The 15,038-nt window shown below is 64.7% G+C and carries 16 protein-coding genes; 6 read left to right on the top strand and 10 right to left on the bottom strand.

Going from position 1 to position 15,038, the window contains the following annotated elements:
* The first annotated feature begins 45 nt into the window (after window positions 1-45).
* Entirely contained in the window at window positions 46-1,221 is a 1,176-nt protein-coding gene (locus BOO69_RS05525) for a DegT/DnrJ/EryC1/StrS family aminotransferase (protein WP_071971050.1), read from the top strand.
* A gap of 21 nt (window positions 1,222-1,242) precedes the next feature.
* On the opposite strand, the gene phaR is transcribed toward BOO69_RS05525, so the two are convergent.
* The 3 genes from phaR to BOO69_RS05510 all read right to left on the bottom strand — a co-directional run bounded on the left by phaR (window position 1,243) and on the right by BOO69_RS05510 (window position 4,370).
* On the bottom strand, window positions 1,243-1,815 hold the full coding sequence (gene phaR / locus BOO69_RS05520) for a polyhydroxyalkanoate synthesis repressor PhaR (RefSeq protein ID WP_071973658.1): 573 nt from the start codon (window positions 1,813-1,815) through the stop codon (window positions 1,243-1,245).
* A 124-nt stretch (window positions 1,816-1,939) separates the two neighbouring features.
* The gene (locus BOO69_RS05515) at window positions 1,940-2,383 is read right to left on the bottom strand and encodes a phasin family protein (RefSeq protein ID WP_071971049.1); all 444 of its coding nucleotides are present in this window, start codon (window positions 2,381-2,383) and stop codon (window positions 1,940-1,942) included.
* Window positions 2,384-2,564: 181 nt separating this feature from the next.
* Window positions 2,565-4,370, bottom strand: coding sequence for a PHA/PHB synthase family protein (locus tag BOO69_RS05510; protein WP_071971046.1), 1,806 nt, complete (start codon window positions 4,368-4,370; stop codon window positions 2,565-2,567).
* Window positions 4,371-4,469: 99 nt separating this feature from the next.
* On the opposite strand from BOO69_RS05510, the gene phaZ reads away from it, so the two are divergent.
* Both phaZ and BOO69_RS05500 read left to right on the top strand, forming a co-directional pair.
* Window positions 4,470-5,804: a polyhydroxyalkanoate depolymerase gene (gene phaZ / locus BOO69_RS05505; protein ID WP_071971045.1), complete on the top strand. Its 1,335-nt coding sequence runs from the start codon at window positions 4,470-4,472 to the stop codon at window positions 5,802-5,804.
* Window positions 5,801-6,391: a DUF6151 family protein gene (locus BOO69_RS05500; RefSeq protein ID WP_071971043.1), complete on the top strand. Its 591-nt coding sequence runs from the start codon at window positions 5,801-5,803 to the stop codon at window positions 6,389-6,391. The genes phaZ and BOO69_RS05500 overlap by 4 nt, the downstream gene beginning before the upstream one ends.
* Here the strand turns inward: BOO69_RS05500 and BOO69_RS05495 are convergent.
* From BOO69_RS05495 to BOO69_RS05480, 4 genes are read right to left on the bottom strand one after another with little or no spacing between them, the layout of a single operon-like run.
* On the bottom strand, window positions 6,388-7,098 hold the full coding sequence (locus BOO69_RS05495; protein ID WP_071971042.1) for an alpha/beta fold hydrolase: 711 nt from the start codon (window positions 7,096-7,098) through the stop codon (window positions 6,388-6,390). The genes BOO69_RS05500 and BOO69_RS05495 overlap by 4 nt on opposite strands.
* 33 nt (window positions 7,099-7,131) lie before the next feature.
* Window positions 7,132-7,803, bottom strand: a complete 672-nt coding sequence (locus BOO69_RS05490) for a hypothetical protein (protein WP_071973657.1) — start codon at window positions 7,801-7,803, stop codon at window positions 7,132-7,134.
* A 17-nt stretch (window positions 7,804-7,820) separates the two neighbouring features.
* Window positions 7,821-8,249 carry a VOC family protein gene (locus tag BOO69_RS05485; RefSeq protein WP_071971040.1) on the bottom strand — a complete coding sequence of 143 codons (429 nt, stop codon included), beginning with the start codon at window positions 8,247-8,249 and terminating at the stop codon, window positions 7,821-7,823.
* Window positions 8,250-8,253: 4 nt separating this feature from the next.
* Entirely contained in the window at window positions 8,254-9,006 is a 753-nt protein-coding gene (locus BOO69_RS05480; RefSeq protein WP_071971038.1) for an alpha/beta hydrolase, read from the bottom strand.
* Window positions 9,007-9,117: 111 nt separating this feature from the next.
* Here BOO69_RS05480 and BOO69_RS05475 point away from each other — a divergent pair, with 111 nt between their 5' ends.
* Complete coding sequence (locus tag BOO69_RS05475) at window positions 9,118-9,864, top strand: ArsR/SmtB family transcription factor (RefSeq protein WP_071971036.1); 747 nt, start codon at window positions 9,118-9,120, stop codon at window positions 9,862-9,864.
* 30 nt (window positions 9,865-9,894) lie between these two features.
* The gene (locus BOO69_RS05470; RefSeq protein ID WP_071971034.1) at window positions 9,895-10,329 is read left to right on the top strand and encodes an MAPEG family protein; all 435 of its coding nucleotides are present in this window, start codon (window positions 9,895-9,897) and stop codon (window positions 10,327-10,329) included.
* 2 nt (window positions 10,330-10,331) lie between these two features.
* Here BOO69_RS05470 and BOO69_RS05465 read toward each other — a convergent pair whose 3' ends face one another.
* The 3 genes from BOO69_RS05465 to BOO69_RS05455 all read right to left on the bottom strand — a co-directional run bounded on the left by BOO69_RS05465 (window position 10,332) and on the right by BOO69_RS05455 (window position 12,793).
* Complete coding sequence (locus tag BOO69_RS05465) at window positions 10,332-10,577, bottom strand: hypothetical protein (protein WP_071971032.1); 246 nt, start codon at window positions 10,575-10,577, stop codon at window positions 10,332-10,334.
* 85 nt (window positions 10,578-10,662) lie between these two features.
* A complete protein-coding gene (locus BOO69_RS05460; protein ID WP_071971029.1) occupies window positions 10,663-11,916 on the bottom strand; it encodes an MFS transporter in 1,254 nt (417 codons plus the stop codon).
* A 67-nt stretch (window positions 11,917-11,983) separates the two neighbouring features.
* Entirely contained in the window at window positions 11,984-12,793 is an 810-nt protein-coding gene (locus tag BOO69_RS05455) for a creatininase family protein (protein WP_071971027.1), read from the bottom strand.
* A gap of 190 nt (window positions 12,794-12,983) precedes the next feature.
* Between BOO69_RS05455 and thrS the strand changes: the two genes are divergently transcribed.
* Window positions 12,984-14,969: a threonine--tRNA ligase gene (thrS, locus tag BOO69_RS05450; RefSeq protein WP_071971025.1), complete on the top strand. Its 1,986-nt coding sequence runs from the start codon at window positions 12,984-12,986 to the stop codon at window positions 14,967-14,969.
* Window positions 14,970-15,038 lie beyond the last annotated feature (69 nt).

Here is a 15,038-nt window from a genome sequence, read left to right as displayed (position 1 = left end):
CTTTTTGTTTTACAAAAACGGAAAGTCCAATTTGGGAAATGTGAAATGAACCTTCCGGATCTGCACCGCGCCGAACCCATCCCGCCCGAGGCCCTGGCCGAAATCACGCGCCTGATGCAGGATGCGGACCTCTTTCGCTACACCGCCGCCACCAAGGCGCCGGTTAGCCTGCTGGAACGGGAATTCGCGCATATGATGGGCAGCACCTATGCCCTTGCGGTCTCGTCCTGCTCCGCCGCATTGTTCCTGTCACTCAAGGCCCTGAACCTGCCGGAAAATGCGCGCGTCCTGATACCCGGTTTCACCTTTGCCGCCGTCCCGTCGGCGGTCCTGCATGCCGGCTGCCGCCCCGTGCTTTGCGAGGTCGGCGACACCTACCGCATCGACATGGATGATTTCGCGGTGAAACTGCCCGGCGTCGATGCCGTCATCGTCAGCCACATGCGCGGCCATACCTCGGACATGGATGCCATCATGTCGCTGTGCGATACCGCTGGCATCCCGGTGATCGAGGACGCGGCCCACTCTCTCGGCACGGTCTGGCGGGGGCGCAAGATCGGCACCATCGGGCGGATCGGCTGCTTTTCCTTCCAGTCCTACAAGATGATCAACGCGGGCGAAGGTGGCATACTGATCACCGACGACGCCGATCTGGCGGCCCGCGCGGTCATCATGTCAGGCGCCTACGAGCACAATTGGAACAAGCACCCCGTGCTGGCGGAGGCTTTCGCGCCGTTGCAGAACACGCTCCCGCTCTACAACATGCGCATGTCCAACCTTGCCGCCGCAGTGATCCGGCCGCAACTGCCGCAGTTGCCCCGCCGGGTACGCGATGGACAGCGCAACCACGACCACGTCGCGGCACGGCTGTCCGTGTCGCCCCACGTGCAGGTCCCCGCCCCCCTGACGGGCGAGGAACGCGCGCCGGATTCGATCCAGTTCAACCTTGTCGGCATGGACGACGGCGCGATCCGCGATTTCGCCGCCACCACGGCAGAGATGGGGATCAAGGTTCAGGTCTTCGGGCAGAGCACCGACAACGCGCGCGCCTTCTGGAACTGGCGGTTCATCCCCGACCTGCCGGAATTGCCGCGGACCCGCGCCATGCTGATGCGCGCCTGCGATCTGCGTCTGCCCGTGCATCTGGCACCCGCACAGCTCGACGCGGTGTGCGACGTGATCCTCAGGGCGCTCGACCGTACGGCACGGGCCGCCGCCTGACCGCGCACCCCGGCTGTCGGATCACTTCATCCGTGAGAGCTTGTCCTGCAGCTCGGCCAGCTGCTTCTTGATCGCGTCAAGATCCTCGGCGCTCTCTGACGGCTCGGAGTCCTTCGACGGCATCTCGGGCATCGTGGTCCCCATCCCGCCCTTGCCGCCCCATCCGGCGGTCATCGCCTTCATGAAGGCTTCCTGCTGCGCCTTGACCGCCTCCATCCCCGGCATCGTCGCCATCGGGTTCATCGACGACATGTTCTCCATCATCTTGGCCTGACCGTCGCGCAGCATGTCGAAGGACGCCTGCAGGAATTGCGGCACGACCGATACGTTGCCGGACATGTAGCTGCGGACCAGGTCGTTCAGCACTTCCACCGGCAGCACACTCTCGCCCCGGCTCTCGTGCTCGGCGATGATCTGCAACAGGTATTGCCGCGTCAGGTCGTCGCCCGACTTGAGATCCACGATCTGCACTTCGCGGCCATCGCGGATGAATCCCGCGATATCCTCCAGCGTGACGTAATCGCTGGTCTCGGTGTTATAAAGCCTCCGAGACGCGTAGCGCTTGATCAGCAAAGGCTTGGGTTGGTCCGCCACAGTCATCCTCCCGAATACGTGCTGCATTGCAGCTTAGGCCCATGTTTCACAAAAAGAAAGGGCGGGTGCATCAGCACCCGCCCTTCGGCTCCCCCGATCAGGGAATGGGGTCGCGCGTCTTCTCTTACTTCGCGGTCGCCTTCTTGGTGGCGGCCTGCACGTCGTTCGACGCCTTCTTCATGGCGGCGGTCGTTTCTTCCTGCATGTCCTTGCCGGCGGCCATCATCAGTTCGACGGTGTCCATCTGGACCTTCTTCGCGATCTCGGCAAAGGCGGCCATGTGCTCGGCGGCGGATTCGGCCGACGCCGATGCGAACTCGGACATCGCCTTGGCATAGTCGGCAGGCTCGGCCTTCGCCTTGGACATCTCGGTCATCTTGGCGATGGTGTCCTTGGTCCACTTGGAGGAAACCTCGGTGGATTTCTCGACGGCGTTCAGCGCCACGCCGGACAGTTTCTCGTTCAGGGTCGCGCTTGTCTTGAACGCGCCTTCCATTGCGGCGGTGTCGACCGGGAAGGAGCCCATAACGTCTTTGAACATCGCGGTCATATCAGGTGTCTTGGTCATCTCTGTATATCCTTCAGGTTACTCTGTTTACTTCAACGGGGGCGATCCCCGCCTTCCGCGTCCAGTGGTGAACCCAGCTTTCCGCGTCTGCCTAAAGTATATACATGCTGCGTCGCAGCATTTCAAGGTTTTTTCTGCATTGCAGCATAATTCCTCGCGCATGCAGAAAATGACAGCGAGATCAGCTATTTGCCTTCTTCGCCACGTAGTCGCCCGGGGCATCGCACAGGATCTTGCGCCCGTCGTCGCCCGGCGTGCGTGCCGAAATCCGCGTGCCCGACCGCTTCTTCAGCCACTTTTCCCAGCGCGGCCACCACGACCCCTCGTGGAACTTCGCCTCTTCCAGCCAGCGCGTGTGATCCCCTTCCAGCGACGGGTTCACGTAGTGGCCGTATTTCTTCTTGGACGGCGGGTTGACGATCCCCGCGATATGACCCGACTGCGTCATGATGAAGGTCCGGTCGCTGGATCCCATCTTCTGCACCCCGCGGAAACTGTCCTTCCACGGCGCGATGTGGTCGGTCTCGCAGGCGACCGCGCACAGCGGCACGTCGACATCGTCCAGTTTCAGGGTGTGGCCCAGCAGGTCATAGCCGCCCTCGGCCAGCTCGTTGCGCTGGCACAGACCGCGCAGGTACTGCATCGCCATCTTCGCGGGCAGGTTCGCCCCGTCCCCGTTCCAGTAGAGAAGATCGAACGCCGGGGGTGTCTCCCCCATGATGTAGTGCTTCACGGCCGGGCCATAGACCAGGTCGTTCGACCGCAGGAACGAGAAGGTCCGCGCCATGATGACCGATGGCAGGATCCCCTTGTCCCTGGTCTCGCCTTCGATCCCGTCGATGAAATCGTCGGTCAGGAAGGGCTGGAATTCGCCCTGGTCCGAGAAATCGGTCAGCGCGGTGAAGAAGGTCGCGGATTTCACCGTATCGTCGCCGCGCTGCTTGAGTAGCGACAGCACCATCGCCAGTGTCGTGCCCGCGATGCAGTAGCCCACGACGTTGATGCGATCCTCGCCGGTGATCTCCTTGACCTCGCGCATCGCGGCCAGGTACCCGTCCTCGATGTAGTCCTCCATCCCGACGTCGCGGTAGGTGCTGTCGGGGTTGACCCAGGACACCATGAACAGCGTATAGCCCTGGTCGACCACCCATTTCACCAGCGAGTTCTGTTCCTTCAGGTCGAGGATGTAGAACTTGTTGATCCATGGCGGGAACACGAGCAGCGGCGTCTTGTGCACCTTCTCGGTGGTCGGCGTGTACTGGATCAGTTCCAGCATCTTGTTGCGGTAGACGACCTTGCCCGGCGTGGTCGCGATGTTCTCGCCCAGCTTGAACGCCTTCTCGTCCGCCAGCCGCACGATCAGTTCGCCGTCGTTGGCCTCGAGGTCCGAGATCAGGTTCTCGATCCCCTTCACCAGGCTCTCGCCCTCGGTTTCGATCGCCCGCTCCAGCGCATCGGGGTTGGTGGCAAGGAAGTTGGTCGGACTCATCATGTCGATGATCTGCCGACTGAAATAGGCCAGCCGCTTCTTCTCGCGCGGGTCCATGTCGGTCACGTCCTCGACGGCCTGCTCCAGTGCCTGCGCGTTGATGAGGTACTGCTGCTTGACGAAATTGAAATAGGGATGCGTCTGCCACAGCGGATTGGTGAACCGCCGGTCGCTCGGTGTCTTGTCCTCGGGCGCGGACAGCGTCCCCTTGGCCAGCGCCTGCTGCGCCTCCACGAAATGGGTCATCGTCTTGGTCCAGAAACCCAGCTGATGTTCCATCAGCTTCGCGGGATTCGTCATCGCCTCCGTCAGGTAGGCCTGCTGCGCCTTGGCAAAGAGATCGTGGTTCGGTCCATCGAGCGCCTGCCGGTGGGTCTTGCGGTGCGCCATGACCTGCCCGAGGCGTTCCGTCAGCTGCTCGACCTTCTTCATGTTCGCCGCCATCCGTGCCAGGGATGCCTCGCTCAATCCGGTATCGCCTGTGCTTTTAGTTGTCATCTTAACCTTTTGCTCCTATCTTTGCAGGTGCAGCATTTGAAGAACCGCTTCAGGGACCGGGCCGGTGAATGCGCAAATCAGGTCCCAAAGGAGACCCAAATGCGGACTATGGCATCTTACGACCTGATGGAGACCGTCAGGAATACCAATCAATGGCTCGGCGCATCGGCGCTTGCCTTTGCATCCTACCCTGCTTTCTCGATGTTTCCAAACCCTGGCTTGAACTGGATGGCCGCGTGGGGCGAAGTGGCGGAACGCACCTTCAGCCGGATGGTCGTCAAGCCGGACTGGAACATTCCCCCCATCCCCGCCGAGGACGGGCAGGATCACGTCGTCACGGCCGAAGTGGTGCTCTCGCGCGATTTCGGCGACCTGCTGCATTTCTCCGCGCCCAGCCGGAGCACGCCGCGCCGTCAGGTCCTGCTGGTCGCCCCGATGTCGGGCCACTATGCGACCCTGCTGCGCTCCACCGTCATCAGCCTGCTGCCGGATTGCGATGTCTACATCACCGACTGGCACAACGCGCGCGACATCCCGGTCAGCGCGGGCAAGTTCGACATCGAGGATTACACCCTCTACCTCGTCGACTTCATGCGCCACCTTGGCCCCAAGACCCACGTGATCGCGGTCTGCCAGCCCGCGCCGCTGGCCCTCGCCGCGACCGCCTACCTGGCAGAGGAAGAGCCCGAGGCACAGCCCAGCACCCTGACCCTAATCGGCGGCCCGATCGATCCGGGCGCCGCCCCGACCGAAGTCACGGATTTCGGCCACAGCGTCACCATGGGCCAGCTCGAGCACATGATGATCCAGCGCGTCGGGTTCAAGTACGCCGGCGTCGGGCGCAAGGTCTATCCCGGCCTGCTGCAGCTGGCATCCTTCATTTCCATGAACGGCGAAACCCATTTCAAGGCCTTCAGCGACCAGATCGCCCGCGTTGCCCGGGGCGAAGCGCACGACTACGACAAGCACAACAAGTTCTACGACGAATACCTCGCCGTGATGGACATGACGGCGGAATTCTACCTCTCCACCGTCGAACGCATCTTCAAGAGCCACGAGATCGCCAACAACAGCTTCACCGTTGCCGGTCGGCGGGTGGATATCGGCAAGATCACCACCGTCGCGGTCAAGACCGTCGAAGGCTCCAAGGATGACATTTCCGCGCCCGGCCAGTGCGTCGCGGCGCTTGACCTGCTGACGGGCCTGCCCGACAGCAAGAAGGCCAGCCACCTCGAACAGGGTGCGGGCCACTACGGGATCTTCGCCGGCGGCAGCTGGCGCGACAACATCCGCCCGCTCGTGCTCGACTTCATCGACGACCACGAGGACCGCACGCCGCCGGGATATCGCAAGAAAAAGACGGCGAACGCCAATGCACCGGCCAAGGCCTCCGACAAGCCGAAGGGCAATTCCGCGGCCTCCACCCCGGTATGACCCGCGCGCCCCTCGATCTGACCTGCACCTGTGGCCAGATCGAGGGGCATCTGCGGAACTTCTCCCCCCGCATGGGCACGCACGCGGAATGTTTCTGCAAGGACTGCCGCGCGGCGGAACTGTACCTGCATCAGCCCGACCCGGCCCCCGGTGCGGTCGGCGTTTTCCAGTCCACGCCCGACCATCTGATCCTCACGAAGGGCAGCGAACATCTGGCGGTCTTTTCCTTCGGTGAAAAGAACCTGCTGCGCTGGTACGCGTCGTGCTGCGGCACACCCCTCTTCAACACGCCGCGCGATCCCCGGATGTCCTTTGTTGCCATCCGGACCGCCGCAATCGCCGACACTGCCGCGCTCGGCCCCGTCACGGCGCAGGCGTTCATCCCTGCCGGCAACGACAAAACACGGCACAAGGGCATCATACGGCTGGTCGGCGCGGCGGTGGCGCGCATCGCGCTGCGGCGCATCACCGGGCGCTGGCGGGACAATCCGTTGTTCGACACCGATAGCGCCACGCCGGTCCGCCCTGTCACGGTACTTGCCCAGGGCACCCGCAGCCGCCTGCTGAACGAACGGTCGCGCCCCTAGCGCAGGACCAGCGGCTGGTTCATCCATTCCCGCAGCGCCGCCGTGGTCTCGCCCGGCTGCTCAAGCGTCGGCAGGTGCCCCGCGTTCTCCAGAACGACAAGCTTGGCATAGGGGATCAGCTCGGCCATGAAACTGTGGCGCTTGACCGGGCTGACAGTGTCGTGCTGGCCGCAGAGGATCAGCGCGGGCGCGCGGCATTTTCGCAGCGCTGCCTGCTGGTCGCGCCGCCGCTGCAGGGCGCGCGCCTGACGGATGTAGATCTCGGATCCCAGTGTTTCAGCCATATCCAGAGCCAGTTCCAGCACATCGGTCCGCTGCGCCCCCGGTGCCAGCGTCGACGCCGGAAGCTCTTCGCGCATCACTTCCAGCAGACGGCCGGAACGGACCCGCACGATCCGCGGCTCCCGGTCGGCAGCAGTGGCGGGCGTCTCGGCCAGCGGGTTGGTGCCCATCAGGCATATTCGGGTAATCCGATCGGGGGCCCGCCGCAGCAGTTCCATGGCGACGACCCCTCCCATGCCCTGCCCGGCCACGGCAAAGCGCTTGGGCAGCAGGTCGAGGATGCCCGATGCGATCTCTTCGATGCGTTCGCCCCGCGTGATCGGGGCCAGCATCACGGCGGTATCCGCCGACAGTTCCGCGATCTGGGGGCCGAACAGCCGCGCGTCGCACATCATGCCGGGCAACAGGACCAGAGGCTCGGCCATAAATCAGCGCACCTTGTTGATCTCAAAAGTATTTCAATCCGGACCCCTGCCCGCCGCATCATCTATATCACGGGCGCGCGCTGCCGCAACCTGCGGCAGGATGATGCCCCGAAGCGGCGGAAAATCGGCATAACGCCGCGCACGGGCGGCGGCATCTTCTTCCGGTTCCGCCCCCGCGCGCAGCAAGGTGCCCCGCGGCGCGATGTAGCTGGAAATCGTGCGCCTCGGCGTCGGGCGCCAGGCCAGGTTGAACGCGCAGAGCTTGGGAAAGAACCACATCTCGGAATAGGGCAGATGGTCATGCACCCACCACGCCAGATCCCGCCAGTCGCGCCCTTCGGCATATTGGTCTGCGAACCAGGGGATCACCACGCTGGCGCCCGCCACCGCATCCGCGCCGGCGCCCCGGTCCCAGATGTGACACTCGATCGGATTGTCGTTGCTGGCGCAGTTCAGCCCGTTCTCGTTGCCATAGCGGTTCAGCGTCCGGCTTCGATATCCGGACCGCACCGCGACCCGGCCAAAGGTTTCCTCCAGCGGGTCCATCAACGCGGTACAGAACGCCCGCCCGTTCGCGATCGCCAGATCGGGATCGTCCGGCACGTTGGGGATGCCGTGAAAGCCCGAGATCTCGGAATAGAGGAAATCGCGCATGAAGAAGTGTTTCGACAGTCGGACCCGCCCGAGCGTTTCAAGGCTCCACATGCTGGCGGGTTTGCGCATCAGCCGTAGCCGTTCCAGCGAAAGGCACCCTCCGCCGACAGCGGGGCGTAAGGATTGTGTGTCACCTCCCACACATGGTCTTCGGGGTCCGCGAAATAGCCGACGTATCCGCCCCAGAAGATGTCATGCGCGTGCCGCAGGATGCGGCCTCCCGCGGCCTCGGCCCGCGCCAGCAGCGGGGCGACCTGCGCCTTGTCCCGGACGTTGTAGGACAGCGTGGCGGCCCCGTGCCCCAGACGCTCGACCGGCACGCCGATGTCCTCTGCCAGCTTCTCGATCGCGTAGATCCCCAGTGCCTGCCCGATCAGGTCGTAGGCGATGATCCCGTCGGGGCTTTCCACCCGCTGCCATCCCATCGCGTCGTAAAAGGCGGCCAGCCCCGCCGGGTCGCGCGCTCCAAGTGTAATCAGGGAAACCCTTTGTTTCATTCTTTCAGACATTTGACGCCAATACCTCATGTATCGCCTGAACGATCAGATCAAGGCAGGGACCGTCCGAGAAGCGGTGATCGGCGTCCTTGACCAGCAAGAGCCGCATGTCCGGCCCCGTGGCATGTTCCAGCAACCGCGTCGCTGTCGCGACACTGACGGCGGTATCGGCGGTGCCCTGCAGGAAACGCGTCGGGAACGGCAGATGCAGCGGGCTGCGCAGCACCAGCTGGTTGCGCCCGTCGGTGATCATGCGCGGCGTGACCTTGTAGGGTTCCATGTAATCCGACGGCAGTTCCACCGTCTGCCCCGCCTCGATCCGGGCGCGCTGGGCGGGCGTGAAACCGGCCCAGTAGCCGTCTTCGGTAAAATCAGGCGCCGCCGCGATGGTCACCAGACCCGCCAGCCGCTCCGGCTGCGACCGGGCCAGCAGCAGCGCCTGCCAGCCCCCCATAGAAGACCCCACCGGCAGGATCGGTCCTTCGGTCAGCGCCGCCACCACCTCGGCCGTGTCCTCGGCCCAGTCGCCGATGCAGCCATCCGTGAAATCGCCCGAGGACTCGCCGTGCCCGGAATAGTCGAATCGCAGGAAGGCCCGGCCGTTGCGCCGCGCCCAGTCTTCGAGAAACACGGCCTTGGTGCCCATCATGTCGGATTTCAGACCGCCCAGAAAGACGATGCAGGGGCCTACCCCCTCGATACGGTGATAGGCCAGCTTACGCCCTGATTTCGTTTCCAGAAATGCGGTCTCTGTCATGGGTCCTCCGTGTCTCGCCGCAATCATGCGCGGGGCGCCGGCGAAGGACAACCGCCAGATTATCAAGTTACCATATTGTCACGTGACCTATTAATCACCTATAAGGTTTTCATGGACGATATCTTCAAGGCACTTGCCGATCCTGCCCGCCGCACCCTGCTGGACGCGTTGCGCCAGCGCGACGGGCAGACGCTGCAGGAATTGACGGAACACCTGGATATGACCCGCTTTGGCGTGATGAAGCACCTCAACCAGCTCGAAGAGGCCGGGCTGGTCGTGACCCACAAGAAGGGGCGGTTCAAATACCACTACCTGAACGCCGTCCCTCTCCAACAAACCATTGACCGCTGGATCGAGCCGATGCGCGCGAAACCGGTGGCCCGAGCGGTGATCGACCTCAAAGCAACCCTCGAAGGAAACACTGACATGACCAAACCCGATTTCGTGATGCAGACATTCATCAGATGTACCCAGGACGCGCTCTGGGACGCGCTCAGCAACCCCGACAGCATGGCCGCCTACCACTTCATGTGCGACCGGGTGGAAGGCGAAGCCCGCGAGGGCGGAAGGCTGAGCTGGCTCACCCCCGATGGCGGCACCATGCTGATCCAGCGGCCCGTCAAGGTGACGCCGAAGACCAGGATCGAGGCCACATTCGAACCCTTGTTCTTCGGCCCCGATGCCGCCGCCTCGCGGATGGCTTTCATCATCGAACCACAGGGCGACACCTGCAAGCTGACCATCGAACACTACGACCTACCCGCGGGGCAGGAAGGTGTCGCCGAAGGCTGGGCGCGCCTCGCCTCGTCGCTCAAGTCGTGGCTGGAAACCGGCACGCCGATCAAGGCGGCGATGTGATCAACCCATCCTGTTGAAAGGATACGCGAGATGGAAAATCTCCCGACAGAACTGGCCGTGCTGACCGGCCTCATGGTCCTCGCCGCATCGCTGTGGATCCCCTACATCGTCGGCGTGAACACCGCGCCGCCCGGCTCCCTGCCCGCCGACGCGCCGGACGGGTTTGTGCGCATCGGCAACCCGGCCCTGCACCGGCCATGGGTCCAGCGCGCATACCGCGCGCACCTGAACCTGCTGGAACAGGGCATTCCATTTGCCATTCTGGTGCTGATCGTGGACCGGCTCGACGGCTTCGGCCCGCTGACCTACTGGACCGCAATCGTCTTTTTCTGGCTACGGGTGGCCCATGCCGTTGGATACATCACGGGGGCCGCGCGGTTGCCGCTGCGCCCGATCATCTTCTCCGCCGGATGGGTCTGCTGCCTGCTCATGGCCTACGCGGTCTTCGCCGCGCGGGCCGCCTGAGATCAACCGCCGATGTAAGTGGACTTCTTGGGCCGGTAGAAGATCTTCTGATCGTGAAGCCGCCCAAGCAGTTCCTCGTTCTCGCGCTGATCTTCCTCGATCACGCGAATCGATTCCATGTCGGCGGGATTGTCGCCGCTCAGCGCAAGGCGCATCCGGGACAGTTCGCGCCCGCGCGCGCGCAGGGATTCCTCGATCATGTCCAGGTCCGCGACCGAAAGATCGAATGTCCGGTTGTAGCTAGGCATACCGCTCTCCTTCACGGGTATAAGTGCAAGGTCCACAAGTCGTATTTACGCCGTTAAGCGTCGCAGTCAACGTATACTTCGGTATTCATCGCGCTTCCGCCTCGGGCAGGCCCCGCCCGATGAAAAACGCGGCAACCGCCATCGCGGCAAAGAGCATCAGCGTCGCCTGCGCCCCGATCAGGGCCGCACCGCCCCCAAGCACCCCGGCGCCCAGCAAGAGCGCCCCGATCACGGTGTTGGTGACGGCGGCATAGGCCGCGCGCCTCTCTTCGGGGGCGAAATCCACGAGGTATGTGGACCGGCCCTGCCGCACCCCGTGGTAGGCGATCATCAGCACGAACAGAACCAGCGGCATGGCAGCCCAGTGCGCCGCAAGCCCCACGAACCAGAGCACGACAGCGGCCGCCATCGCGAGCGCCCCCAGCAGCCCCGCGAACATCAGCACCCGCCGGCTGGACCGATCCGACAGCCGCCCCCAGACGTAGGAACTGACAAGCGACGCCAGCGCCGAGGCCAGCACCAACGCACCCAGCTTGTTCAGCGTCCCTTCGCCCGACAGGACCACAAGGTAAGGTGGCGCCAGCGCGGTCGAGACCAGCAAGCCCCGGACGATGATGAAACGCCACAGGGCCGGGTCGTCCTTCAGAACGGAAAAATCGGCGTCCGTGCCGCTGCCCTTTTCGCTCTTTTCCTCTTCCAAGGTGGAAAACAGAAGTGCCGCAAGCCCCCAGAACACCGCCGCCAGCGCAATGGCTGCGACGATCACGCCACGGCTCTGCCCCGGCCCGAGGATCAGCACCCCAGCAAAGACCAGAACCCCGACAGAGGACGCGGACCCCGCCAGCCCGGTGACGGCGCCGCGCCGCGTCTCGGTGACCGTCTTGCCAAGGATATCCTTGTAGGACACCGAACAGGCGGCCCGGCAGACCGCCAGCAAGGCCAAGGCGGCGCAGATCGCGAATCCCGCTGCGTCGCCCTTCAGCGTCAGCGCGGCGAGGACGATCAACGCCGCCGCGGCACCCTGCCCCGCGCTGCCCAGCACCCAGATCCACTTGCGCCGCGACATGCGCTGAAGCACCGCCGCCAGCGGCATCTGCGGCAGCAGCGCGCCGGCCTCCCGGATCGGCACCAGCGCCCCGGCAAAGACGGCGGGCGCACCCAGTGCCGTCACCAGCCACGCGAGCACCAGCTTGGGGTCGATCAATCCGTCCGCGACCTTGGTCATCGACAGGGACGCGATGTGGCGCAGGCCGTTGCGCCCCTCCTGCGGGTCCGGCCGGTCGCCCTCCTCCGTTCCTGCGATGGTGCTGAAGGAGTCCTGGGCGGGCGTTGCGGACATGCGGCGGTCTTTCGTCAGTGGCGGTTCGGGTCGGCAAGAACGGCAGATAGGGCGGCCCGGACCGAACTCAATCCCCGAACGGCACCCCGCCCACCGCGCCGGGGCGCAGGTCTTCCGGATCCGCCCATGTCTCGGGGTCCGTGATGAGCGCCGCGATCTGCGTCGCGCCGGCCTCCAGCAGCCGCTCGCCCTTCTCGGCGCTCGACCGCGCCGGGTTTCCGGCGACCCCGTTGCCCGTCAGATGGGTGAAGGGCCGCCACCGATAGGATCCCTTTCCCGCCTTCAGGAACGCCCTGCCCGGCGTGCTGGCCAGCGCCGCGAGATCGCTTGCGTCCACCAGTCCGCCTTCGCAGGCCAGCATCATGGACGTCTCGGCCTCGCAGGCGTGCTGCAGCCCGTCCTGATCCTCCAGAAGCTCCTTAATCTCGGCCGCCGCCTCCGACGCATAGCTCGTCATCACCAGCGTCGCGGGCGAGGTCACCGCCAGCTCGTTGCAGATCTGCTGCAGGGCGATGGTGTTGCCGCCGTGGGAATTGGCGATCAGGACGTGCCGGAACCCCTGCCGCGTCAGCGCGGCGACCAGATCGCCCAGCAGCGCGCGAAAGGTGTCCGGCCCGATGGTCAGCGTCCCGCCGAACGCCATGTGATGCTCCGACAACCCGGTCCAGACCACCGGCGCCACCACCACCGGGCGTGTCTCAGACGCGCGCCGCGCCGCCCGGATGGCGATCTCGTGCCCCAGCCGCGTGTCGGTCATCGTCGGCAGGTGCGGGCCGTGCTGCTCGATCGAGGCGACGGGCAGGATCACCACGGCGTCCGCCGCTGCCAGCCTCCGGATCTCATGTGCCTTGAGCCGCTGCCATTCCACTTCCACCATCGGGTCATCCTCCGTTGCGCCGGCCCGACGACCGGACCGGTTCCTGCCGGAAATAGACCGCCTGCGTCCCCGGATTGCAATCTGCCGGGCCAGACGGCCCCTTGACGCGCCTCCCCCCGCTTGCCAGAACGCGCGGACACATACCCGCAACCGGGCGTCTCGTAGGCGCCAAACCGACGAGGAGGCCCAGATGGCCCAGATCACTCTTACCCTTCCCGATGGCGCAGAACGGCACTACGACGCAGGCATCACTGCGGGCGAAGTCGCGTCCGACATCTCCAAATCTCTGGGGAAGAAGGCCATTTCCGCGACGGTGAACAACCGGCACTTCGACCTGGCATGGCCCATCGACGGCGACGCCGACATCGCGATCCACACCATGGCGGACGAGGAACAGGCCAACGAACTGGTCCGCCACGACCTCGCGCACATCATGGCCCGCGCCGTGCAGGAGATCTGGCCCGACACCAAGGTCACGATCGGCCCCGTCATCAAGGACGGCTGGTACTACGACTTCGACCGGGCGGAGCCGTTCACCCCCGAGGATCTCGGTGCGATCGAAAAGAAGATGAAGGAGATCATCAACGCCCGTGATCCCGTCCGCACCGAGGTCTGGGACCGCGAGCGCGCGATCAAGCACTACGAGGACAACGGCGAGCCCTACAAGGTCGAGCTGATCGAGGCGATCCCGGGCGATGAGCCGCTGCGCATGTACTGGCACGGCGACTGGCAGGACCTGTGCCGTGGCCCGCACCTGCAACACACCGGGCAGGTGCCCGGCGACGCGTTCAAGCTGATGTCCATCGCGGGCGCCTACTGGCGCGGCGACAGCAAGCGGCAGATGCTTCAGCGCATCTACGGCGTGGCCTTCACCGGCAAGGAAAAGCTGCGCGCGCACCTCAACATGCTCGAGGAAGCCGCCAAGCGCGACCACCGCAAGCTGGGCCGCGAGATGGACCTGTTCCACATGCAGGAGGAAGCGCCGGGCCAGGTGTTCTGGCACCCCAACGGCTGGACCATCTACACCACGCTGCAGGACTACATGCGCCGCAAGCAGCGCGCGGGCGGCTACAACGAGATCAACACGCCCCAGATCGTCGACCGCAAACTGTGGGAGATGTCCGGGCACTGGGACAAATACCAGCACCACATGTTCATCGTCGAAGTCGACGAAAGCCGCGACGGCGAGAACGACGATGCGGCGGCGGTCAACAAGGCCGAAACCCGGATCAACGCGCTCAAGCCGATGAACTGTCCCTGCCACGTGCAGGTCTACAACCAGGGGCTCAAGTCCTACCGCGACCTGCCGCTGCGGCTGGCCGAATTCGGGTCCTGCACGCGCTACGAACCCTCGGGCGCGTTGCACGGCATCATGCGGGTGCGCGGCTTTACCCAGGACGACGCGCACATCTTCTGCACCGAGGACCAGATCGAAAGCGAATGTGCCCGCTTCATCGAATTCCTCGCCGACATCTATGCCGAACTCGGCTTCCCGACGTTCGAGATCAAGTTCGCCACCCGCCCGGAAAAGCGGGTCGGGACGGAGGAAAGCTGGGATTACGTCGAAAACGCGCTCGAAGAGGCGATCCGCAAGACCGGCCGCACTTACACGCTTGAGCCGGGCGACGGTGCCTTTTACGGCCCCAAGCTCGACTTCTACCTGACCGACGCCATCGGTCGGGTCTGGCAATGCGGCACCTTCCAGGTGGACCCGAACCTGCCCGAACGGCTCGACGCGACCTACGTGGGCGAGGACGGGGCGAAACACCGGCCCTACATGCTGCACCGCGCCACGCTGGGCAGCTTCGAGCGTTTCGTCGGCATCCTCGTCGAAGAGCACGCGGGCAAGCTGCCCTTCTGGCTGGCCCCGCGCCAGGTCGTCGTCGCCTCCATCACCTCCGAAGCGGATGACTACGTGGCCGAGGTCGTCGCGGCGCTCAAGGCCAAGGGCGTCCGCGCCGAGGCCGACATGCGCAACGAAAAGATCAACTACAAGGTGCGCGAACATTCCGTCGGCAAGGTGCCGGTGATCCTTGCCGTGGGCGCCCGCGAAGTCGAGGAACGCACGGTCTCGGTCCGCCGGCTGGGCGAAAAGCAGACCAGCGTCGCGGCCCTGACGGAGATCGCTGAAACACTCGGGCTTGAAGCCACCCCGCCCGACCTGCGCGGTATGTAACATTTGCCGGGCGGCCCACGCCGCCCGGACCCCGATTGAAACAATGGCGCCCCCAAGGGCCCGGTTTCA

It is taken from the genome of Sulfitobacter alexandrii, from assembly GCF_001886735.1.
GTDB classification, from domain to species: domain Bacteria; phylum Pseudomonadota; class Alphaproteobacteria; order Rhodobacterales; family Rhodobacteraceae; genus Sulfitobacter; species Sulfitobacter alexandrii.
The sequence above is the reverse complement of the archived record's forward strand: the minus strand, read 5'-3'. Positions and strand labels throughout refer to the sequence as shown.